Here is a 22475-nt window from a genome sequence, read left to right as displayed (position 1 = left end):
ATCAATTTAATTCTTGGGATATGGTGATTTAGCAGATGCGCTCCAATTTAATCCGATTCTCTCTTCTATTTCTACTGGCTACTCAGCATTTATGGGCGGAGGATAGAACCCCTTCAAATACCCATGAATTTCTATTAAATAACGGCCTTAAGCTGATTGTTCGAGAGGATCATCGGGCGCCAACGGTAGCACATATGGTTTGGTATCGCGCAGGCTCTATGGATGAGACGAATGGCAAAACGGGGGTTGCCCATGTTCTTGAGCACATGATGTTCAAAGGGACTGATAAGGTAAAGGCGGGCGAGTTCTCACGTTTGGTTGCAGCAGTTGGTGGCCGAGAAAATGCCTTTACATCACGCGACTACACGGCCTATTTTCAGCAAGTAGAAAAATCAAAACTAGAAGAAGTCATGAAGTTAGAGGCTGATCGCATGTCTAACTTAAATTTTGATGATGCTGAATTCTTAAAGGAAATCCAAGTGGTGATGGAAGAGCGTCGCCTTAGAACAGAAGATAACCCGAGTAGTCTATTAAATGAATCGTTAATGGCAACAGCCTTTATGAGTTCTCCTTATCGTCATCCAGTTGTTGGCTGGATGAATGATTTGCAAAATATGACTGCATCAGATGCGCGCGATTGGTATCGTAGTTGGTATAAACCAAATAATGCGACTGTAGTCATTACTGGCGATGTGGATGCAAAGCAAGTATTGGCCAGTGTTGAAAAGTATTATGGGGTTGTTGCTGCTAAAGAGCTTCCTGTGCGTAAACCGCAAATTGAGCCACCACAGAGAGGTGTGAAGCAAGTTCAGGTTAAGGCTCCGGCTGATAGTCCGCAACTGGCTATGGCTTGGAAAGTGCCTCGCCTTGAGCCTGGCAAACTCAATGAGCCAGATCCATATGCGCTCGAGTTATTGACAGCTGTTTTAGATGGTTATGACAATGCGCGCTTAAATCGCAGTTTAGTAAAGCAAGAAAAAGTGGCTAATGATGTGGGCGTGGGGTACGACATGGTCTCTAGGGGTCCAGCTCTATTTGTCATAAATGCCACCCTAGCAAAAGGTAAGACGGTTGAACAGGCTAAAGCAAGTATTCAAAAGGCTTTGAAGGATATTCAACAAAATGGGATTTTAGAGTCCGAGTTAAAACGTATTCAGGTTCGTATTCTCTCCGAACAAATCTACAAGCGAGATTCAATTTTTGGTCAAGCAATGGAAATTGGTAGTACAGAAATGGCTGGCTTTTCATGGAAAGATATCGATTCGATGTTGGAAAGAATGCAGACCATTACACCAGAGCAAGTTCAGGCTGTAGCTAAAAAATATTTAGTCGATGAGCACCTAACAATCGCCATATTAGATCCACAGTCTCGAAAATTTGCTTCGAAGGGAGATAAACCATGAGACTCCCCCACCAAATAACAATTTTTCTGTTCTCTTTATTTGGTTTGATTGCCAGTGCTCAAGCAACCTTGCCTATTGAGCAATTGGAATCTTTTAATGGCGCAAAAGCGTATCTTGTTCAAACTAAATCTTTGCCTATGGTGGATATCGAAGTCAGCATTGATGCAGGTGATCGCTATGATCCTGCAGGCAAAAGCGGATTGGCTGATTTAGTTGCGGGTTTGATGACATATGGTGCTAGAGGCGATAAAGGCCTCTTAAGTGAAGCACAAATCGCTGATGAAATTGCTGACCTTGGTGCCAACATTGGGTTCTCGGTGAGTGGTGAGCGTGCCACTTTGCGTATTCGAAGCTTGAGTCGCAAAGATTTGCGTGATCGCGCGGTGCAACTTGTTGCAGCCATGTTAAGCGCGCCAAGTTACGATGCCAATATTGTTGCCCGTGAAAAACAGCGCACCATAACAAGCTTGCTTGAGGCAGAGACTAAGCCAGAATATGTATTGGAGCGTCGCTTCAAGTCAATGGTTTATGGAAACTATCCTTTGGCTCAAAGCCCATCCGTTAAATCGGTTTCTGCAATTACTCCTGCTGATCTCGCGCAGTTTCATAAGCGCTTTTATAGAAGCGATCGCATGATTGTCAGTATTGTTGGGGATGTGGATCAGGCGCAAGCAAAAGAGATTGTTCAAAATTTGCTCAAGAAGATTCCTCAAGCGGGGCCGAATATTCCCACGCTTGCACAGTTGCAGCGATCCCCTGTGGAGCCGCTTTCTGAACGCGAGGTATTTATTCCATTCGATTCTCAGCAGGCTCATATCGCTATGGGCATGACTGCTGTTACACGTAATAATCCAGATTACTTTCCGCTGCTAGTGGGCAATTACATTTTGGGTGGTGGTGGCTTCGTATCTCGATTGATGTCTGAAGTTCGGGAGAAACGCGGTCTTGCCTATAGCGTCTTTAGTTATTTTTCTCCCGGAAAAGACGCGGGAATTTTTCAAGCGGGTTTGCAAACTAAAAGTGATCAAGGAGCTTTGGCGCTCGAAGTTATGAGTCAGACCATTGCCAATTTCATTGCAAATGGCCCAACAGTCTCCGAGTTACTCGCTGCTAAGGCAAATTTAGTGAATGGCTATCCATTGCGGATAGATAACAATCGAAAATTACTAGATAACGTTTCTTCAATTGTCTGGAATGATCTTCCACTAAATACAATGGAGATCTGGACTCAGCAGGTCGAAGCAGTTACCTTGGATCAGGTGACTGCAGCTTTTCAAAAATATCTCGCGATGGATCGCATGAAGATTGTAGTTTTAGGAGCTCAGAATAAATAAACCTAAATCCTTACGAAGCGAGCCTCCAAAGAAAATCCGAATCATTGGCGGCAATTGGAGAAGTCGTTTGCTTACGGTAATCGACTTGCCTGGATTGCGACCAACAACTGATCGAATTCGTGAGACTGTGTTTAATTGGTTAGGCCAAGATTTAACTGGTCTCAAATGTTTAGATTTATTTGCAGGTACCGGGGCTCTTGGATTTGAGGCTGCATCTCGTGGAGCAAGTGGGGTGGTTCTTTTGGAAAAAGATAAAAAAGCCCATGCTAATTTATTAAAAAACCTTCAGCTACTTCAATCATCCCCTGCCTTAGGCTCAATAGAAATTTTGCAAGGAGATTGCATAGAGTTTCTCAAGCGGCAACCTGATCAATCTGCCAACTTGATTTTTATTGATCCCCCGTTTCAGAATTCAGACTTATTAAACCTTGCGTTACTTGAGGCTGCGAGAGTATGTGATGACGCTATGGGAGGGGGAATTTATGTTGAATTTCCTGCAAATCGATCACGTGATGAGGTGGAATCCCTATTACCAGCGTGGCATTGTGGAAAATACTTAGAGGCTGGGCAGGTAAAAGCTTGTCTATTTCGGAGCGGAAAGGGCTAAACTCTTGCGTGTAGCTGATAAAGCCTTAGGAGAGTTATGACTGTAGCTGTATACCCAGGAACATTTGATCCACTCACTCGTGGTCACGAGGATCTGGTACGTCGTGCATCGAATATCTTTGATGAGCTTATTGTTGGTGTTGCATCAAGTCGTAGCAAACATCCATTCTTTACGCTTCAAGAACGCATTGACATTGCCAAAGAAGTTCTCGGACACTATCCAAATGTAAAGGTTGTCGGATTCGATGGCTTATTAAAGGATTTCGCTCGTGAACATCATGCGCGAGTAATCGTTCGTGGCTTACGTGCAGTGTCGGATTTTGAGTATGAGTTTCAAATGGCAGGGATGAACCGTTACTTATTGCCAGATGTAGAAACCTTATTCCTGACTCCATCTGATCAATATCAATTTATCTCTGGCACCTTTGTTCGAGAGATTGCCTCGATGGGGGGCGATGTTAGTAAATTTGTTTTCCCCTCTGTGGAGAAGTGGTTAGTAAAGAAGATTGAGTCTTCAAAACAAAAATAGATTAAGTAGGATTGGTATAAGTAAGCATGGCTTTAATGATCACTGATGAATGCATTAATTGTGATGTATGCGAGCCAGAGTGCCCTAATGACGCCATCTATATGGGATTAGAGATCTACGAAATTGATCCTAACAAGTGCACTGAGTGTGTAGGTCATTACGATGCCCCCCAATGTCGCCAGGTTTGTCCAGTAGACTGTATTCCATTTAATCCGGAATACAAAGAAACTCAAGAGCAGTTAATGGTGAAATTTAGACTGTTAACGGCGAACAAAAAAGCAAGTTAGCGGCTTAAGCAATTAAGCTTTGGAATGAAGCTCTAGCATGGCGGTTTGTAGATCGCCTCTTAAAAACAGCGGCAATATTTCTAGACTATTTTCAATACTGGCATCAATCAGTTTTTGCTCAATTAATTGGGGTCTACGCAAAACATAGTCGGCTACATCCATTGGTCGACCATCACCAGCTAAGTCTCGTGGATGACCTATACCAAGACGTAAGCGCCAGTACTGCGGTGTTCCAAGATGCGCCTGAATATCTTTAAGGCCGTTGTGGCCACCAGTGCCACCGCCTAATTTCAAGCGAGCAACTCCAGGCTTAAGATCAAGCTCATCCTGAACTACCAAAATATCTTCGGCATTCATTTTATGAAAACGACAGAGAGACCCAACCGCTTGTCCGCTCAGATTCATATAGGTGCTTGGCTTTAGAAGATAAAGATCTTGCCCTTCCCATTTTGCCCTAGCCACTTTTCCATGAAAGCGCTTCTCAGTTTCAAAGCGGGCATTTAATTGCTTTGCGAAGGCATCGACAAACCAGAAGCCGGCATTATGCCGATCTGCTTCATGCTCATCGCCGGGGTTGCCTAAGCCAACAATTAATTTAGTCATGACAAGAGTTTAAAGATATCAAAGCGTTTCTACAAAAAATTTCAATGTAAGAGGCTGAAAAAAATAAAGCCCGCTTGCGCGGGCTTTAAACACATTGGTAAAGCTTAAAAAATTAAGCTTTGTCCTTTGCATCGGCAGCGGGCGCTGCTGCTGGAGCTGCGGCAGCTGCTGGAGCAGCTTCTTCAGTTTCAGCGGCTTTAACAGCTGGGATACGTGCATTAGCGATCACTGGATTTTCTTGCTCAACATGCAATACCAAAGAAACACCTTTAGGCAAGGTAATGTCTTTTGCATGAACTGAGTGACCTACTTCAATCTTGCTTAAGTCCACTTCAATGAATTCTGGCAAGTCTGCTGGTAAGCAAGAAACTTCGATGTCATTGAGGATGTGGCTTACAACGGCGCCTTGCAGTTTCACAGCTGCTGAAGTTTCAGCATTGGTGAAGTGCAATGGAACGCGCATATGAACTTTCTCAGTCGCAGATACACGCTGGAAGTCAATGTGTAAAACCAATGGCTTAAATGGATGCATTTGGTAATCACGTAGCAACACTTTTTGTGTTTTGCCAGAAATTTCCAAATCCAAAATGGATGAGTGAAATGCTTCTTTGCGGAGAGCATGGAATAAAGCGTTGTGATCTAACTCGATCACCAAGGCTGGTTCTTTGCTTCCGTAAACGATTCCTGGAGTTTTTCCAGAATTGCGCAGACGGCGGCTCGCACCCGTTCCCTGTACGCTTCTTTCAAAGGCGACAACTTTCATATTAAATTCCCTTTTAAGGTTAATTTCCGTTCGCGACCAAACAGAAAAGCCTTAAATTATATCGTGGGAACCCTGTTTTTTACCTGTAAATGGTAAAAAGACTCAGAAATAGCCTAAAAATGGGTAAAAAAGCGTTTTTTGGCTTATTCAGCGAACATCGACATGACTGAGTCGCCTTTGCTAATGCGAGACAGGGTCTCGGCGAGCAAGGGGGCTACAGACAATTGGCGTATTTTGCTGACCTTTGAGGCCTCCGCTGTCAGAGGGATGGTGTCGGTCACAACGAGTTCATCTAATTCTGAGGCGGCGATACGTGCTACTGCACCACCCGAGAGTACGGCGTGGGTACAGTAAGCGGTTACGCCTTTAGCGCCGCGTTCTTTGAGTGCTTCTGCTGCTTTGCAAAGAGTGCCGCCAGTATCGATGATGTCATCCATGATGACGCAGTGACGTCCTTCAACTTCACCAATCAAATGCATGACTTCAGAAACGTTTGCTTTGGGGCGACGTTTATCAATAATGGCCAGGTCAGTACCGAGTTGTTTTGCCATTGCGCGGGCACGAACAACGCCGCCGATATCTGGAGAAACAACAATTAAATCCTTATGTGTTTTTTGTGCCTGTAAGTCTGCTAACAAAACAGGAGAGGCGTAAATATTGTCAACTGGTATGTCGAAGAAGCCCTGAATTTGGTCAGCGTGCAAGTCCATAGTAAGCACGCGCTCAATGCCTGCAACAGACTGAAGCATATTCGCTACGATGCGTGCTGAGATGGCCACTCGCGCAGAGCGAGGGCGACGATCTTGACGGGCATATCCAAAATAAGGAATCACTGCGGTGATGCGACTTGCAGAAGCGCGCTTTAGAGCATCGATCATGATCATAAGCTCCATCAAACTATCGTTTGTTGGAGCGCAGGTAGATTGAATAACAACGACATTTTTGCCGCGCACGTTCTCTTGAATCTCAACTTGGATTTCGCCGTCAGAAAAACGGCCTACAAACGCCTTACCAAGTGGCAGCTTCAGCTCTTTTGCTACAGCCTGCGCCAAAATCGGATTTGCGTTGCCTGTAAATAAAGTCAATAAATCTGAGCTGGTGGAGGACATAGTATTAAGAATTTTGTAGGGTCAAAAGGTTATCTTTGTCATTTCTACAGTATTTGGCAGGGGAAGAAGGATTCGAACCTTCGCATGCTGGAATCAAAATCCAGTGCCTTAACCAGCTTGGCGATTCCCCTACAGCTCAATCTGAAGAAATCAAATTGTAAGCGGGATTTTTGTTTAGCCCCCGAACAACCCGACCTTTCCACCCTTTAGGAAGATTTTGCACAAGATTTTCCAGTTTTTCGCGCTCAATCTTAGGGTCTAAGATGGCAAAAACGCTACTTCCGGAGCCTGACATACGGGGTTCGGACCCCGGTATCGCCTGACTAATCCAATTCAAAGCTTGCTTCACTTCAGGACATATCCGCATCGCTACTGCCTGACAATCATTTGAAAGTTCGGACCATGGCGATGCAAGAAAGCCCTCCATTGTAATCTGAGCGTGATCTCGGGTCAATTCTGGGTCTTGAAAAATGCGAATAGTCGGTATTCCTTGGTTGGGGAAGATTACCAAAAAATCACGCTGATCAAGGCGCATTTCTTCCATTTGCTCGCCAATTCCTTCAACAAAGGCATTTTTACCAAAAATGAAGAATGGCACATCAGCGCCAAGTTGAAGGCCCAATTTGCAAAGCGTGTCGCTGTCAAGTTGAAGATTCCAGAGTGCATTTAAACCGATGAGGGTAGTGGCAGCATCAGATGATCCTCCGCCTAGGCCAGCACCCATGGGGATTTCTTTTTTGAGATGAATCTCTACTCCAGACTTGACCTGACAAAAATCTTTTAAGAGTGTCGCAGCGCGCACAACGAGATCATCTTTTGGAAGAACACCTGGAAGTGGATTGGTGTGACGAATTTCATTTTCGGTAATTCGTGTAAGCGTAATGGTGTCGCACCAGTCTATGAGTTGAAAGGCAGATTGCAGCAAATGATATCCATCGGATCTGCGACCAACAATGTGTAGAAACAGATTGAGCTTGGCTGGTGATTGCAGTACTAGCTTGTCGCGAATAAGTTCACTCATCTGCTTGATCAAAAACAAGGCGGATATCAATCGATCCGATGTTTGAGCGTCGGGTCATCGTTAACTTATCGAGGCGGTTTTGATTGCTCCAGTTGTAACGTAAATTCCAGCCATCTTGACGAATTTCACTAACTTGCCCTTTATTGTTTCTTTCAATGCTTGCTTCACTACCTGGCCGCGTTTCCCCTCTTAGCCAATTGGATAAACCCCTTGCTGGTAATGGAAGCCCTAATGTGTTCTGCACCAGAGTATCTGCATCAATTGCGCTTGTGATTTGACCATCACGTTCGAGGGTTGCCTCACCAGGGGTGATCGTAATTTTTGCAATGGCACCACCCATGGGATTGCGAATCTCGAGTGTGTCCTTGAGATTTTCTTGGATTAGCGTAAAGCCACCAGAGCCGCCTTGGATTTGGGCATCAGTAAGGCCAGTAACTTTGACGGCAAAACGACCATCCCATGAGCCTTTTTGAGCCTGGGTTGGTTGTAACCAGTCAGGTTTTAAACGTTTTAAGGTTTCTTGAAGGGTGGCATTATTGGCATCTAATTTCTGGCCTTCCTGCCACATCGCTTCTGCTTCAGCTTGGCGTCCCATTGACCACAAAACTTCACCAGTATGGGCTGCGATATCTGCTTCAGGCTTCATCCGAAATGCCTGCTGTAACTGCTCTAAAGCCAGCGCATTTTTGCCAAGGCGAAAATTCACCCAGCCTAAGCTATCCAAGATAAAAGCGTCTTGAGGAGAAAGCTGATGTGCTTTACTAATTAACACAAATGCTTCTGGTAATTTGGCGTTGCGATCTGCAAGTGAGTAGCCAAGCGCGTTGAGAGCGTTTACATCATTGGGATTCTTGCGCAAAATTTCTCGCAAAGTCTTCTCCATGATGTCTACTCGACCCGCTTTCTCTGCTGACATAGCGTAGGTATAGAGTAAGCCTAAATTTTTTGAACCTAGTTTTGCGTTGGATGCAATTTCGTAAAAAGCGCGGAGAGCTTCTGATTCGTTTTTGGCTTTGCTCAGTAAGGTTTGTAATTGCACCAAAGTGGCTTCTTGTTGCGCTGGTGATTGTTGGCGAAGCAAGGCAATCGCAGGTTTGGTGGCTTCTTGCCAGCGATTATTGAGTATGAGGAGTGTGACCAGCACCTCTTTTGGTTTGGTCTCAGATTTTGGCGCTAAGCTATCCCAGGTTTTTGCAGCTTGCAAAGCGAGCTCGGGAGAGCCACCCGCTATGCCAATTTCCATCGCTCGCTGAGCAAGGCGCGGATCTTTGTATTGCCGCGCCATTTCCATATAGGTGTTATAGGCTAGACCGGCCTCTCCGCGTTGCAGAGCAATCTCAGAGGCTAAGACTTCAAAGACTACTTGCCCACTCGAGGCTTCATCCGTTTGAGCCATAGCCAAGCCGAATGGGCAAGCCCAAGCAATCATGATGGCTAGGCGCAAATCTAGGAAAAGGGTCTTGAGTGACAATTTGCTCATAAGCACATTCTAATCTGCGAATCTACAATCCATTTATGCCAGAACTACCTGAAGTAGAAGTTACTAGATTAGGGATTGCCCCTCATGTACAGGGGCGCAGTATCAGTGCCGTCCGGATATTGGATGGGCGCCTGCGTTGGCCCGTTCCTAAAAACCTCTCAAAACTGTTGCTTGATCAAAAGGTCGAAGGTATTCAGCGACGCGGAAAGTACTTGTTGCTGGAATTTGCAACTGGTTATTTATTGATTCATTTGGGCATGACTGGAACTCTTAGGGTCTTACCTCTGACTGAGCCTATTAAATTACATGATCGTGTTATTTTGGAGTTTGGTAAGTTGAGTTTGCGATTGCATGATCCAAGAAAGTTTGGGGCGGTTTTGTGGCACCCCAAATCAAAAGGGCCTCTAGAGCAAAACCCCTTGTTGCAAAAATTAGGGGTTGAGCCTTTTTCACAAGAGTTTGAGGGTGAGTTGGGCGCAGAACTGTTGTATCAACATTCGCGTAATCGTAGTGTTGCCGTAAAGCAATTTTTATTAGCAGGACAAGCGGTAGTTGGGGTAGGGAATATTTACTGCTCTGAGAGTTTGTTTCAGGCTGGTATTCATCCAGCAAAACCAGCGGGCAAATTAACGCGACCCCAGTGCGTTCGTTTAGCCGAGGCAGTGCGATTTATTTTGAAAAAAGCGATTGATGCCGGCGGCAGTAGTCTTAAAGATTTTGTGAATAGCGATGGTGACCCTGGTCACTTCATGGTGCAAACTAAAGTCTACGATCGTAAAGATCAGCCATGCAAAGTATGTAAAACACCGATTAAGCAAATCGTTCAAGGGCAACGATCTACTTATTTCTGCCCAACATGCCAAAAACGCTAAGTGATCTTTTTTCCCAGAAGTTAATTGCTTGGCACTCTCGTCATGGTCGGTCTGGATTGCCTTGGCAGGGCAAGCGAGATCCTTATGCGGTTTGGGTTTCAGAAATCATGTTGCAACAAACGCAAGTTGCTACTGTATTGGAGCGTTACCCTCGTTTTATGAAACGCTTCCCAACGGTAAAAAAATTAGCTGATGCGCATATTGATGAAGTTTTAGCAGAGTGGGCTGGTTTAGGTTATTACTCTCGTGCTCGAAATTTACATGCATGTGCACAGCAAGTTGTGAGCGAGTTCGGCGGATGCTTTCCAAGTGATCCAGACTTGCTTGAAAAATTAAAAGGAATTGGTCGATCAACGGCTGGAGCTATTGCGGCATTTGCTTTTCATGTCAGAGCTCCAATTTTGGATGCCAATGTCAAACGAATCTTGGCTCGTTTATTTGCAATCGAAGGATCATTACAAAACAGGCATGTGAATGATGGTCTTTGGGGCCTAGCGGGCAAGTTGTTACCAAAAGAAAACTCAGATATGCCGGTGTATACGCAGGCATTAATGGACTTTGGTGCCACTTGGTGTACTTCTCGTAAGCCCGTATGTTTGGGCGATGAAAAAAGATGTCCTTTTGAAAAGGAGTGCCAAGCCAATCTTAGCAATCAAGTGCTTTCTTTTCCGCAAAAGATCGTTAAAGCGAAGTCGCCTGAATTTGATTGCGACATGCTGCTCATTCGATCTGGTAACTCTGTCCTCTTGCAAAAGCGCCCAAGTAAAGCTATTTGGGGTGGCTTATGGTCGCTGCCAGAATCAGCTTGGGTAACAAAATCCGATAAAAGAACATTGCCAGCATTCAAAAGCATATTTGAGGCAGTTTTACCTCATGAGCTCAAGAATTCATGGCTAAAAGTATGCAAAGAGGTAATACAGGGCCCCCAAATTAAGCATGTATTTACGCATCGGCGTTTATGGATGCAAATTTGGGAAGTTACTGCTACCAAGAGTTTAGAGCCCAAAGATCAAAACTTGCAATGGGTGCCCCTAAAGCAGTTGGGTCGCTACGGCCTGCCGCAACCAATTAAGGTTTTGTTGCAGGAATTGAGTCTAGTTCGCGATGGCGATCTAAAAAATTAAGTTGCAGATCTATCAGATCTTTTCTTGCGCGGAAATGTTTGCTGATTCGATTAACTAAATATACCGAGCGATGCTGTCCGCCTGTGCAACCTATGGCGATTGTTAGGTAGCTTCTTCCGTCCGCAATGTAATGTGGCAACCATTTCTCAACAAATTGGGTGATATCACTTTCCATGCTTACAACTTCAGGAATTTTTTCTAAAAATTCTTTCACGGGCTGATCATTGCCTGTAAGAGGTCTCAGTAGCTTGTCATAGTGTGGGTTAGGAAGACAGCGAACATCAAAAACCAAATCTGCTTCACTAGGTATTCCTTTTTTAAAGCCAAAGGATTCAAAAATGACAGTGAGACCAACGGGTTTGTCTTTTAAAAGATCTTGGATCCATGAACGCAAAGCGTGAGCAGGTAAGTTGCTAGTATCGATGCTATGAGCTTGGGCACGCAAAGGCTCAAGTAAATTCCGCTCTTTATCAATTGCCTCAATCAATGTGGCTGATTGGGATTGTTTAGCATCGCTCGATAAGGGGTGACGACGTCGTGTTTCTGAGAATCGTTGCACTAAGGTATTGGTATCGGCGTTTAGGAAAACCACCCGGACCTGATGCTTGCGCTTGAGCGACTCTAGAATTGAGGGGAGCTCTGCTATTGATTGGCCACGACGCGCATCAATTGCTACGGCTACTCGTTCGCTATTTTCACCGGCGAGGGTATCAATTAAATTTTCTAATAAAGAAACGGGGAGGTTATCCACACAATCATAACCAGCATCTTCAAATGCCCTCAGGGCAACTGATTTACCTGAGCCTGAAATTCCGGTAATCAGATTAATTTGCATGACTTAAAGTAGTCGCCCTTGAGATTTCGTTAAATCTGTTTCTGAATTCATTTGAATACGTTGACGCTCAATAAACTCTTTGAGAGTGTCTATTCCGCGTAATTGCAAGATCGTATTGCGAACCGCTGCTTCAACTAGAACGGCTAGATTTCGACCTGCTGCCACTTGAATTTTGACGGTTCGAATTGGCACACCCAAAACGTCAATGTGTTGAGCTTCCAGTGGAAGTCGCTCAAATTCACCATCGGTTCTACGAACCAACTGTACGATCAGGCGTAACTTTAATTTGCGGCGCACTGCTGTCTCACCAAAAATGGTGCGAATGTCGAGCAAGCCAAGACCGCGTACCTCAAGTAGATTTCTCAGAATAACTGGGCAGCGACCCTCGATGTAATCAGGGCCAAGACGTGCAAAATCAACGGCGTCATCAGCAACTAGACCATGGCCACGCGAAATCAGTTCGAGACCTAACTCGCTTTTGCCTAATCCGGATTCGCCAGTAAGCAAGACGCCCAATCCCAAAATATCCATGAAGACCCCGTGCATAGTAATTTGCGGGGCGCCAATTTTGGTGAGATAAGTGCGCAGATGGTCAATCACCTCTGCTGCTGAAACTTGAGTTGTAAATAATGGTGTTGAGGAGCGCTGGCAGAATAATTGCAAATCTGGGTCAACGGATTTACCATCGGCCACAATGACGCAAGGTGGCGTTTTTGAAATCAGGCTGGCAATTTGTTCTTGTTTCTGTTTGGGATCTAAGGCTGCGTGGTAATCAACTTCTTGTTCACCGAAAATTTGGATACGACTAGGGTGAATGAGGTTTAAGTGACCTACTAGGTCAGAGCTGGCGGCAGCTGCCTTGACGGCTTCGGGTGGAAAGGTTCGGTCAGCACCTTCAAGCCCGCCAATCCAAGAGAGTTTGAGGTCAGAGACGTTGTCATCAAAAATCTGCTGAGCAGTTACCCCATCTAGGAGTAAAGGCTGTGTCATTTTGTATTGCCCCAATTCTGCAAGAGCTCACAAACTTTTGTTCTATCGGTAGAGGTGCTTAACGTTTCGCGAATATCTGCATCGGATAATAGTTGAGCAATTGATGACAAGATCTCGAGGTGTTGCTGTGTTGCTTTCTCGGGCACCAGAAGAAATATGAGGGTTTTAACCGGCTCACCATCGGGTGCGGCAAATTCAATTGGATCTTTGAGGCGAATCAAGGCAGCCGCTGGCTGTTTTAATCCCTTTACTCGACCGTGTGGAATTGCAACTCCAGCGCCAAGGGCGGTTGAGCCTAATTCTTCCCGAGCATTTAAAAACTCAATCACTGAGTTTGCATCGATACCAATTTGCTTAGCAAACAGATCCCCAGCGGCTGCAAAAGCATCAGCCCTATCTTTAGCAGGGTTATCTAATGCAATGCAGTCAGGGGTGAAAAGATTCGTCAGGGCATTCATTGGAATTGATTATAGGTGTCCTGACACGGGTTATCACTCAAAACGCTTCTCGTGATGATGGTCCTGGATCTTTTCCTTGTGTTTCACTACTTGGCGTTCCAGTTTGTCAACAACGGCGTCCATGGCGTGATAAAGATCGGCGTTATGAGCTTCTGCAAATAATTCTTTACCCTTGAGGTGGATAGTGATCTCAGCGCTTTGGCGCAAATCCTTTTCCTTGGCGTTATCAACCACCAAGAATGCTGAGGCGTCAATGACATGATCAAAGTGCTTTCGAATTTTCGCTAAGCCAGCCTCAAGGTGCGTGCGCATGGCGGGCGTAACTTCAACATGACGGCTATTAATTTTTAAATTCATTAGCAACTCCTTATATCAAAGCCTGCGCATGGCTATACCTGGGGTGCGCAGCATGCCCCTGTGAAATTTGAGCTGTTTTTTTTTGAGAAGTAATGCATGAACCTCCAGCGTATCAGCGAATTTGCCGAAATCCAAGAGGGGAATCAATTTTTTATTACTTATACGGATAGAAGCCCTATGCTTTGCACAAGCTTGGGGAATTACATCCTGAAGTTTTCGCCTAGATACACTCGACGAACCGCGTCATTTTCGATGATTTGATCTGGCTGGCCTTCCGCCAAAACACTGCCTTCGCTAATGATGTAGGCATGATCACAAATACCCAGAGTCTCCCGAACATTGTGGTCGGTAATTAGGACACCTATCTGCCGGTCTCTTAAAAAGCGAACGATGCGCTGAATTTCCCCAACGGCAATGGGGTCAACCCCGGCAAATGGCTCATCCAGCAAAATGAATTTAGGTTGTGAAGCTAAAGCGCGGGCAATTTCCACGCGCCGGCGTTCACCGCCAGAAAGGGATAAGGCTGGATTATTGCGCAGGTGACCGATTTGAAGTTCCCCTAGGAGTTCGTCTAATCGATTTGCGATCTCCGCTTTGCTCAATGGCTTGCCGCCCTGAACCTGCAGCTCAAGAACAGCTTGAATGTTTTCGGCCACATTGAGTTTCCTAAAAACAGAGGCCTCTTGAGGCAAATAGGACAGACCCATGCGGGCGCGCTCATGAATGGGTAAATGCGTAATGTCTTTGCCATCCAACACGATTTGACCGCCGTCAAGCGGAACTAAGCCAACAATCATATAGAAGGAGGTAGTTTTGCCAGCACCATTTGGGCCTAGCAGTCCAACCACTTCGCCGCATTTCACTTCTACAGAAACGTCTCGCACAACCGTTCTAGAGCCATAACGTTTTTGTAGTTTATGGGCACTAAGTGTTGCGGTTGAGTGATCTTGGGCTTGGTCTGTTGTCATTTTTCTAATGTTGCTTTACGTCTTGGTGATAGCACTGCTCTTGCCAAGGGGAGGTCATCTGGTTTTGCGTTAGATGGCGGGGTTACTCGATAGCGTTCAGTAATGTCATCGTATTCAATTTTCCAGCCTTGCAGTTGATCAAGCATCTGCATATTGAGTAAACGTTTTAATCGGGCATCGCCTGTGATAGTGAGTAATTCTGTTTTTGCATTGTAGGAGACTTGAGTGCCATGCCCTTGCATAAACTCATCGGCTGCACCCTCTCTTCTTTGTCTGAAGCTTGCTGCTGTCTCAGGAGTTCCTTTGACATCAACAAATTCATAGCCCTCAGGATCTACTTGGATGTGACCATCGTCTCCTGTAACAACGATGCTACCTTTGATTAATAAGATTTGACCTTTGAGGTCATAAATCTGTTGTACATCATTTACCGAAACGCTCTCTGCTTCAAGAATGACAGGCTTATTTTGGTCAGCCTTTTCTGCATGGGTGGACCCAACGCAGAAAGAGAGACAAAGAGCAGAACAAATGATTGAGAGTCGAATCATGGGGTTATTTTATTGCCCATTGCGTGGCACGCGCTCAATTCGACCTTTTACCTGCCCTGACAAAGTCATGCTTTGCTGAATATTGTCAAATATGCCGCCATCGGTAGAGTGCATCACTGACATGCCTTGTTCAAGCGTAATCGGTTTATCTGTTTGAACGATGTCATCGTTAATGCGAACTTTAAAGTAGCTCGAAGACGCTAGCATTCGTAGAGTAGCTGGTTCGGTTGCGGTCGCTGCCTGAGGTGGTCGATAGATCGATGCGTTATCAAATAATTCCAAGATCGTCAGGTCGCCATCCAAATGCCCAGTATTTGATTTGACAGTAACGGGCGCTTTATTTGGTTGAAAGAGCCTCATACGGGGTAAGAGAATATCAATCGAAGCATCGTCATCGTAGTGGGTGACCTTATCGCCCAAAATGCGGTACTTTGTACTGCCTTGTTCGTTCAATGCTGAAAGAGTGCCATTTTGAATAATGTAGTCAGGCTCATGCAGGCGGACGCGCTCTAACTTAGAGTGCTCAGGCGGAGTATTTTTGCGAACTAACCAAAAAGTAATTAAGGTTAGTGTTCCCATCAATATCAAGGGCATTAGACGCAATAGTGTGCGACCGATGCTCAATTTGATTTGTCGAGAATTTAATTGCATTAAGAAATAACTAGTTTTAATTACGAGCTTTATTGAGAAGTTCTTCGTATCGATTCTGGGATTTGAGAATCAGATCGCATGTTTCTCTTACGGCACTGTTACCACCAGTTCGTGAAGTCACAAAATGTGCAAACTCCTTAACTGCTTCATGAGCTTGAGCTGGCGCAATGCGCAGGCCTGCCTGTCGCATCATCGCTAAGTCTGGCCAATCGTCACCCATGACGGCGCAATCGGATGTATTTAGCCCGAGTGTCTTGAGTACTTCTTCAAGAGCAAGCGCCTTATTTTCAACACCCATATGCACATATTTGATGCCAAGCTCGTCGCATCGAGCTAGTACCATCTTGGAGTTTCTGCCAGTAATAATCGCAGTAGCAATGCCGCATCGCTCTAGTAACTTAATGCCTAGACCGTCTTGAATATCGAATGCTTTTAAGGATTCTTTTCCATCCGCACCAATCCAAACCTGACCGTTTGTGAGTACCCCATCTACATCCAAAACCAATAACTTAATTTTGCTAGCGCGTTCCCATGCTTGTGGGTAGTTCGACAGAGGATTTGTATTGTGGGTATTGAAAGCGCTTGGCATGAAAATCAATCAAGTGGCTAGGTTAAATAACTTTTGCAGCAAAAAGATCATGTAAGTTCAGTGCACCAAGTAAAAGACCCGCTTTATCTGTAACCACTAAATGATTGATGCGATGTTTTTCCATCATCTCAATTGCTTCTTCCGCTAACAACTCAGATGGAATCGTTCTTGGGCTAGAGGTCGTAGCGTTTTTAAGAGTGATGTTACTCAGGTCGGTATTTTTCTCAAGTAAGCGTCGTAAATCGCCATCAGTCAAAATCCCAAACACCTTATTGCTCTCATCAAGAATAACCACCATACCCATGCGTTTTGCAGTCATCTCCAGTAGCGCGTCTTGCAGGGATGCCTGAATTGAAATTTTTGGCGTGTCATCTAAGCTTCTCATGACTTCGCTGACGTGCATCAATTGCTTGCGGCCTAAGCGGCCACCAGGATGTGAACGTTGAAAGTCTTCTGCTTGAAAGCCGCGCGCATCAAGCAAAGCCACTGCTAGGGCATCTCCCATTGCTAAAGCTGCAGTGGTGCTTGTGGTTGGCGCAAGATTGAGCGGACATGCTTCTTTCTCTACGCTGGTATCGATATGTGCATCCGCTAGTTTTGCCAGAGAAGAATTCGGCGCGCCAGTCAGCGCAATTAATTTTGCGCCAGTGCGTTTGACGATTGGAACAATCGTGAGTAACTCATCGGTTTCACCAGAATTAGAGAGTGCTACAAATACATCTTCACGAGTAACCATGCCTAAGTCACCATGGCTGGCTTCAGCAGGGTGAACGAAAAAGGCAGGTGAACCAGTTGAGGCAAATGTGGCAGCAATTTTGCGGGCAATATGTCCCGACTTTCCGATTCCGGAGACCACAATTCTGCCCTTACAGTTATGGAGCAATTCCACCGCGTGGATTAGGGTATCTGCGTTGACGCCCTCTAGGCGATCACGCATTGTTTGCAGTGCAGCAGCCTCGATAGTGAGGGTATCGCGGGCAAGCTTTAGGGTACGTTCACGAGTCTTAGCTATCATCGAGTAAGTATATGCCGTCAGTCCTTCAGTTAACTCTCATTCTCTTAGCCTCTGGTGTGGCTGGAGTAGTTATTTTCCGCTATTTTGGCTTACCCCCTATTTTGGGGTACTTAGCCATTGGGGTGCTGATTGGCCCAAATGCCCTAGGCTTGGCAAGCGATAGCGCTACGGTGAAGTATTTAGCCGAATTTGGGGTGGTCTTTTTGATGTTCTCAATTGGGCTGGAATTTAATCTGCACAAGCTCAGGTCAATGCGAAATATCGTATTTGGCTTGGGCGGCAGCCAGGTCATTTTGACGATGGTGTTGGCAGTACCCGCTAGCTTATTGATGAATTGGATTTATCCGATTTCATGGCAAGCGGCAATTGCATTGGGCGGTGCTCTAGCAATGTCATCTACAGCCATTGTGACCAAATTGATTTCTGATCGTGCAGAGCTAGAGACAGAACATGGTCGTAATGTTGTCGGGATTTTGCTATTTCAAGATTTGGCTGTGGTTTTTCTATTGATCTTGTTGCCATCTTTAGGGAAAAATCCAAAAGATCTTTTTGTGGCACTGACCACTGCTTCCATCAAAATCACTGTTGCCTTAACGCTGATTTTCTTTATTGGCCAATCGTTAATGAGCCATTGGTTTAGATTGGTTGCGAAGTTGCGCTCACAAGAATTATTCATGCTCAATCTGTTATTGATTGTGCTTGGAATGGCAGCCCTGACTGAGCACTTTGGTTTATCGCTAGCTTTAGGAGCATTCTTGGCGGGCATGTTGATTTCAGAAACGCCGTATCGCCATCAGGTTGAAGAAGATGTCAAACCATTCCGCGATGTTCTGTTGGGACTCTTCTTTATTACGATTGGCATGTTGCTTGACTTTAATGTGATTCGTGAGCAATGGGTGTTAGTCATCGCCTTACTGATTGGACCTTTAGTATTTAAATTTGGCCTCATCGCTTTACTTTCAAAAGCATTTGGTTCGAGCGCCGGCATATCAATAAGAACTGGACTTTGTCTTGCTCAGGCTGGCGAGTTTGGTTTTGTGTTGCTTACACAAATCGACGGATTAGATCTGATTGATCCCATCATGAGTCAAGCTATTCTCGCTGCAATGTTGCTATCTATGTTTTGCGCGCCATTCTTGATTGAATACAGCGACCGTATTGCAATGCGCTTCTCAAGTAACGAGTGGCTCTTGCAGTCACTGGCATTAACACGGGTTGCTGCGAAAAGTGTGCGCAATGAAAATCACGTCATTATTTGTGGTTTTGGTCGATCTGGTCAAAGTTTGGCTCGTATGCTTGACCAAGAAAAAATTCCTTATATTGCTTTGGACTTGGATCCTGATCGTGTGAAAGAGGCTGCTGCAGCTGGCGACAACGTTGTGTATGGCGATGCTAGCCGTGAAAATTATCTAACAGCGGCTGGTCTTTCAAGAGCAAAAACGGTTGTTATTACTTATGCCGACACCACTGCTAGCTTAAGAGTATTGCGTCAGGTTGAGCATTTACGCCCTGGTATGACGGTGCTGGTTCGCACAAAAGATGATGCTGATATAGCTAAGCTACAAGCAGCAGGTGCGACTGAGGTGGTGCCCGAATTAATTGAAGGTAGCTTGATGATTGCATCGCATGTCTTGCTCATTATGGGTGTGCCCATGCGTAAAGTAGTGCGACGGATTACGACTGCGCGTGAGGAGCGCTACAGTTTGTTGAGGGGCTACTTCCGGGGTTCGGGTGATGACGATTTTGGTTCAAATGAATCTTGGCGCTTACACTCGATTACCTTGTTACCAAATTCACAAGCTGTTGGCAAAACTTTATCAGAGCTTAATCTAGAAGATGATGGGGTTAGTATTCAAGCTGTTCGTCGCAAAGGACATAATGCTGACTACAGCAAACTGACGCTTGCTGCCGATTTAGTGCTTCTAGCAAACGATATCTTAGTGATCTCTGGAAATTCAGAGGCAATTGATCTAGCCGAAGCTAAATTACTTTGAGCATTTATTTTTAGTAGATGGCAAATATCGCCACCTACTTTTTCTTTTTGGCAGTGCTTATATTGGTTTTACGATTTAAGAGCGGCGCCAAATAATATCCAGTAAAACTCGCATCATTTTTGGCCACTTCTTCAGGGGTACCAGTTGCAATAATTTGTCCGCCACCTGCGCCACCTTTGGGTCCCAAATCAATAATCCAATCAGCGGTCTTAATGACATCAAGATTATGTTCGATGATGACAATCGTATTGCCTTGTTTCTTGAGTGTTTGGATAACAGTTAAAAGCAACTGAATATCATGAAAATGTAAACCAGTGGTTGGCTCATCTAAGATGTAAAGAGTTCTGCCAGTGTCTCGCTTAGAAAGCTCTAATGAGAGTTTTACGCGTTGTGCTTCGCCACCCGACAAAGTTGTGGCACTCTGCCCGAGTTGAACATAACCTAAGCCGACATCTAAAAGTGTTTTTAGCTTTCGTTTAACAACGGGAACAGCCTCAAAGAATTCATGCGCCTGCTCAATTGTCATTGAGAGCACTTCATGAATATTTTTTCCTTTGTAACGTATATCTAGTGTTTCACGCTTATAGCGCTTGCCATGGCAGACATCACAAGGCACATATACGTCTGGCAAGAAATGCATTTCTACTTTGAGAACGCCATCACCTTCACAAGCATCACATCGACCACCTTTGACATTAAAGGAGAAGCGGCCAGCTTCGTAACCGCGTTCACGCGCGGCAGGTACCCCTGCGAAGAGCTCGCGAATAGGTGTGAAAAGGCCGGTGTAGGTGGCTGGATTTGAGCGCGGTGTACGACCAATCGGTGATTGATCTACGCTAATGACTTTGTCAAAATGTTCTAGGCCTTTGATGGCATCGTGTGCAGCGGGCTCGGCACTTGAACCATACAAGTGTTGTGCCACCGCATGATGAAGGGTGTCATTGATCAAGGTGGATTTGCCTGAGCCTGAGACTCCAGTGACACAAGTTAGTAGTCCGACTGGAATCTTGGCGTGCACGGATTGCAAATTATTACCACGTGCGCCTATGATTTCCAGGAAACGATCGTTAACAGGAATGCGCTTTTCTGGGACTTGAATTGCTTCACGCCCAGCAAGATAGGCGCCTGTCAGAGAATTGGTATCGGCTTCAACTTCCTCGGGTGTACCTTCTGCAACAATCTCGCCGCCATGAACGCCGGCACCTGGGCCAATATCGATTACCCAATCTGATGCGCGAATCATGTCTTCATCATGTTCGACCACTAGAACACTATTGCCTAGGTCACGCAAATGCTTGAGGGTGCCAATGAGGCGATCGTTATCGCGTTGATGTAATCCAATGGATGGTTCATCTAACACATACATTACGCCAGTTAACCCCGAGCCAATCTGGCTTGCAAGGCGAATACGCTGTGCTTCCCCGCCTGAGAGTGTGTCTGCGCTGCGCTCAAGCGACAGATAGTCAAGACCTACATCATTTAAGAAGCGTAGGCGTGCGCTGATTTCTTTAACAATCTTGTCAGCAATTTCTTTTTTGGCGCCCTTCAGTTCAAGAGCCTCAAAATATTCTTTTGCTTCTTTTAATGGGAGCGCGCTGATTTCATAAATAGCGCGTGACTGTTTTTTCTCACCCACTCTAACGAAGCGCGCTTCTTTGCGCAAACGACTGCCACTGCATTCAGGGCAGGTTTGAATATTCTGATAACGAGCAAGCTCTTCACGAACAGTGACGGAATCAGTTTCTCGATAGCGACGCTCAAAGTTGGCAACTATACCCTCGAATGCATGCTCACGAATGGTATTTTTGCCACGCTCATTAATGTACTCAAATGGTATGGTGACATCACCAGATCCCAACAAGATCAAATCTTGTTGTTTCTTAGATAGAGATTCAAATGGTTTTTCAACATCAAAGCCACCATGTTTAGCGAGGGTTTGTAATAGTTTGAAATAAAACTGATTGCGTCGATCCCAGCCTTTAATGGCGCCCGATGCAAGGGATAAATCCGGGTGCGCAACGATACGTTTTGGATCAAAGAAAGATTGGTGACCAAGACCATCGCATGAAGGGCAAGCACCCATTGGATTATTGAAAGAAAAAAGACGCGGTTCTAACTCTTGTAGGGAATACGAACAAACTGGGCAAGCAAACTTGCTGGAGAAAATCATCTCTTTGCCGGTATCCATGTCGACAATCATGGCTTTACCATCAGCTAAGCGCAGGGCAGTCTCAAAGGATTCAGCAAGACGTTGTTGTATATCAGGTCGAACTTTGATGCGATCGACTACAACCTCAATTGAGTGCTTGTCGTTCTTTTTGAGTGCTGGTAGTTGATCTACTTCAAAGATTTCTGCTTTAGCTGCATTTGCAGTGCCGCCGCCAGAGCGTACTCGAAAGCGGACAAAGCCTTGGGCTTGGAGGTCCTGGAAGAAATCAACAAACTCACCTTTGCGCTCGCTGACGACAGGAGCAAGGATCATGAGCTTGGTGTCCTCGGGCATTGCCAATACCGTATCTACCATTTGCGAAACGCTTTGCGCCTCTAATGGAAGATCATGCTCGGGGCAATGTGGTGTTCCTGCACGCGCAAACAGAAGGCGTAGGTAATCATGAATTTCTGTGACGGTGCCAACGGTAGACCGTGGGTTGTGGCTGGTCGCTTTTTGCTCAATGGAGATGGCAGGAGATAGGCCCTCGATCGTATCGACGTCAGGTTTTTCCATTAACTGCAAAAATTGACGGGCGTATGCCGATAGTGACTCTACGTAACGTCGTTGACCTTCTGCATAGAGCGTATCAAAAGCAAGCGAGCTTTTTCCAGAGCCAGATAAGCCGGTTAAGACGACTAGCTTCTCTCTAGGAATGTCCAGATTGATGTTTTTGAGGTTATGGGTGCGGGCACCGCGGATCTTGATTTCGTTATTCATGATTTTTTAG

General features: G+C 45.4%; 23 protein-coding genes and 1 tRNA gene. 8 read left to right on the top strand and 16 right to left on the bottom strand.

Annotated elements, in window-relative coordinates; translation table 11 throughout:
- Positions 1–35: 35 nt before the first annotated feature.
- Genes NHB34_RS09265 through NHB34_RS09245 form a run of 5 tightly spaced genes read left to right on the top strand, consistent with a single transcriptional unit; the run spans position 36 to position 4159 of the window.
- Positions 36–1403, top strand: a complete 1368-nt coding sequence (locus tag NHB34_RS09265; RefSeq protein ID WP_353427349.1) for a pitrilysin family protein — start codon at positions 36–38, stop codon at positions 1401–1403.
- The gene (locus NHB34_RS09260) at positions 1400–2737 is read left to right on the top strand and encodes a pitrilysin family protein (RefSeq protein ID WP_353427348.1); all 1338 of its coding nucleotides are present in this window, start codon (positions 1400–1402) and stop codon (positions 2735–2737) included. Before NHB34_RS09265 ends, NHB34_RS09260 begins: the two co-directional genes overlap by 4 nt.
- Positions 2730–3344, top strand: coding sequence for a 16S rRNA (guanine(966)-N(2))-methyltransferase RsmD (rsmD, locus tag NHB34_RS09255; RefSeq protein WP_353428589.1), 615 nt, complete (start codon positions 2730–2732; stop codon positions 3342–3344). The genes NHB34_RS09260 and rsmD overlap by 8 nt, the downstream gene beginning before the upstream one ends.
- Before the next feature lie 36 nt (positions 3345–3380).
- The gene (gene coaD / locus NHB34_RS09250; protein WP_353427347.1) at positions 3381–3872 is read left to right on the top strand and encodes a pantetheine-phosphate adenylyltransferase; all 492 of its coding nucleotides are present in this window, start codon (positions 3381–3383) and stop codon (positions 3870–3872) included.
- Between the two features lie 26 nt (positions 3873–3898).
- Positions 3899–4159, top strand: coding sequence for a YfhL family 4Fe-4S dicluster ferredoxin (locus NHB34_RS09245; RefSeq protein ID WP_353427346.1), 261 nt, complete (start codon positions 3899–3901; stop codon positions 4157–4159).
- A gap of 12 nt (positions 4160–4171) precedes the next feature.
- Here NHB34_RS09245 and pth read toward each other — a convergent pair whose 3' ends face one another.
- From pth to NHB34_RS09215, 6 genes are all read right to left on the bottom strand, one after another.
- Positions 4172–4762 (bottom strand): aminoacyl-tRNA hydrolase, encoded by a 591-nt coding sequence (gene pth, locus NHB34_RS09240; protein WP_353427345.1) that lies wholly within the window; start codon positions 4760–4762, stop codon positions 4172–4174.
- 112 nt (positions 4763–4874) lie between these two features.
- Complete coding sequence (locus NHB34_RS09235) at positions 4875–5525, bottom strand: 50S ribosomal protein L25/general stress protein Ctc (protein ID WP_353427344.1); 651 nt, start codon at positions 5523–5525, stop codon at positions 4875–4877.
- 143 nt (positions 5526–5668) lie between these two features.
- The gene (locus tag NHB34_RS09230) at positions 5669–6634 is read right to left on the bottom strand and encodes a ribose-phosphate pyrophosphokinase (RefSeq protein ID WP_173956498.1); all 966 of its coding nucleotides are present in this window, start codon (positions 6632–6634) and stop codon (positions 5669–5671) included.
- A 54-nt stretch (positions 6635–6688) separates the two neighbouring features.
- Positions 6689–6765, bottom strand: a tRNA-Gln gene (locus NHB34_RS09225).
- A 5-nt stretch (positions 6766–6770) separates the two neighbouring features.
- Positions 6771–7655, bottom strand: coding sequence for a 4-(cytidine 5'-diphospho)-2-C-methyl-D-erythritol kinase (ispE, locus tag NHB34_RS09220; protein WP_353427343.1), 885 nt, complete (start codon positions 7653–7655; stop codon positions 6771–6773).
- Positions 7648–9135 (bottom strand): lipoprotein insertase outer membrane protein LolB, encoded by a 1488-nt coding sequence (locus NHB34_RS09215; protein ID WP_353427342.1) that lies wholly within the window; start codon positions 9133–9135, stop codon positions 7648–7650. The genes ispE and NHB34_RS09215 overlap by 8 nt, the downstream gene beginning before the upstream one ends.
- 35 nt (positions 9136–9170) lie before the next feature.
- On the opposite strand from NHB34_RS09215, the gene mutM reads away from it, so the two are divergent.
- On the top strand, positions 9171–10007 hold the full coding sequence (gene mutM, locus NHB34_RS09210) for a bifunctional DNA-formamidopyrimidine glycosylase/DNA-(apurinic or apyrimidinic site) lyase (protein WP_353427341.1): 837 nt from the start codon (positions 9171–9173) through the stop codon (positions 10005–10007).
- Positions 9992–11131 carry an A/G-specific adenine glycosylase gene (gene mutY / locus NHB34_RS09205; RefSeq protein ID WP_353427340.1) on the top strand — a complete coding sequence of 380 codons (1140 nt, stop codon included), beginning with the start codon at positions 9992–9994 and terminating at the stop codon, positions 11129–11131. The genes mutM and mutY overlap by 16 nt, the downstream gene beginning before the upstream one ends.
- Here the strand turns inward: mutY and rapZ are convergent.
- The 9 genes from rapZ to NHB34_RS09160 all read right to left on the bottom strand — a co-directional run bounded on the left by rapZ (position 11076) and on the right by NHB34_RS09160 (position 17542).
- A complete protein-coding gene (gene rapZ / locus NHB34_RS09200) occupies positions 11076–11966 on the bottom strand; it encodes an RNase adapter RapZ (protein WP_353427339.1) in 891 nt (296 codons plus the stop codon). The two genes, mutY and rapZ, sit on opposite strands and share 56 nt — an antisense overlap.
- Positions 11967–11969: 3 nt before the next feature.
- Complete coding sequence (hprK, locus tag NHB34_RS09195; protein WP_353427338.1) at positions 11970–12956, bottom strand: HPr(Ser) kinase/phosphatase; 987 nt, start codon at positions 12954–12956, stop codon at positions 11970–11972.
- Positions 12953–13414 carry a PTS sugar transporter subunit IIA gene (locus NHB34_RS09190; protein ID WP_353427337.1) on the bottom strand — a complete coding sequence of 154 codons (462 nt, stop codon included), beginning with the start codon at positions 13412–13414 and terminating at the stop codon, positions 12953–12955. Before NHB34_RS09190 ends, hprK begins: the two co-directional genes overlap by 4 nt.
- A gap of 33 nt (positions 13415–13447) precedes the next feature.
- Positions 13448–13771: a ribosome-associated translation inhibitor RaiA gene (raiA, locus tag NHB34_RS09185; protein ID WP_173956490.1), complete on the bottom strand. Its 324-nt coding sequence runs from the start codon at positions 13769–13771 to the stop codon at positions 13448–13450.
- Positions 13772–13971: 200 nt separating this feature from the next.
- Positions 13972–14739 (bottom strand): LPS export ABC transporter ATP-binding protein, encoded by a 768-nt coding sequence (lptB, locus tag NHB34_RS09180; RefSeq protein WP_353427336.1) that lies wholly within the window; start codon positions 14737–14739, stop codon positions 13972–13974.
- Positions 14736–15287, bottom strand: coding sequence for an LptA/OstA family protein (locus NHB34_RS09175; protein WP_353427335.1), 552 nt, complete (start codon positions 15285–15287; stop codon positions 14736–14738). The genes lptB and NHB34_RS09175 overlap by 4 nt, the downstream gene beginning before the upstream one ends.
- Positions 15288–15296: 9 nt before the next feature.
- Positions 15297–15938, bottom strand: coding sequence for an LPS export ABC transporter periplasmic protein LptC (lptC, locus tag NHB34_RS09170; protein WP_353427334.1), 642 nt, complete (start codon positions 15936–15938; stop codon positions 15297–15299).
- A 16-nt stretch (positions 15939–15954) separates the two neighbouring features.
- The gene (locus tag NHB34_RS09165) at positions 15955–16527 is read right to left on the bottom strand and encodes an HAD hydrolase family protein (protein ID WP_353427333.1); all 573 of its coding nucleotides are present in this window, start codon (positions 16525–16527) and stop codon (positions 15955–15957) included.
- Positions 16528–16549: 22 nt separating this feature from the next.
- Positions 16550–17542 carry a KpsF/GutQ family sugar-phosphate isomerase gene (locus tag NHB34_RS09160; RefSeq protein ID WP_353427332.1) on the bottom strand — a complete coding sequence of 331 codons (993 nt, stop codon included), beginning with the start codon at positions 17540–17542 and terminating at the stop codon, positions 16550–16552.
- Positions 17543–17553: 11 nt separating this feature from the next.
- Here NHB34_RS09160 and NHB34_RS09155 point away from each other — a divergent pair, with 11 nt between their 5' ends.
- The gene (locus NHB34_RS09155; protein ID WP_353427331.1) at positions 17554–19536 is read left to right on the top strand and encodes a monovalent cation:proton antiporter-2 (CPA2) family protein; all 1983 of its coding nucleotides are present in this window, start codon (positions 17554–17556) and stop codon (positions 19534–19536) included.
- 34 nt (positions 19537–19570) lie between these two features.
- Here the strand turns inward: NHB34_RS09155 and uvrA are convergent, their stop codons facing one another.
- Positions 19571–22465 carry an excinuclease ABC subunit UvrA gene (gene uvrA / locus NHB34_RS09150; RefSeq protein WP_353427330.1) on the bottom strand — a complete coding sequence of 965 codons (2895 nt, stop codon included), beginning with the start codon at positions 22463–22465 and terminating at the stop codon, positions 19571–19573.
- Between the last annotated feature and the right edge of the window lie 10 nt (positions 22466–22475).

Source organism: Polynucleobacter sp. MWH-UH19D (assembly GCF_040409795.1).
In the GTDB taxonomy this organism is placed as follows: Bacteria; Pseudomonadota; Gammaproteobacteria; order Burkholderiales; family Burkholderiaceae; genus Polynucleobacter.
Note: the sequence above shows the minus strand (reverse complement) of the source record. Positions and strands in the feature narration are given on the sequence as shown.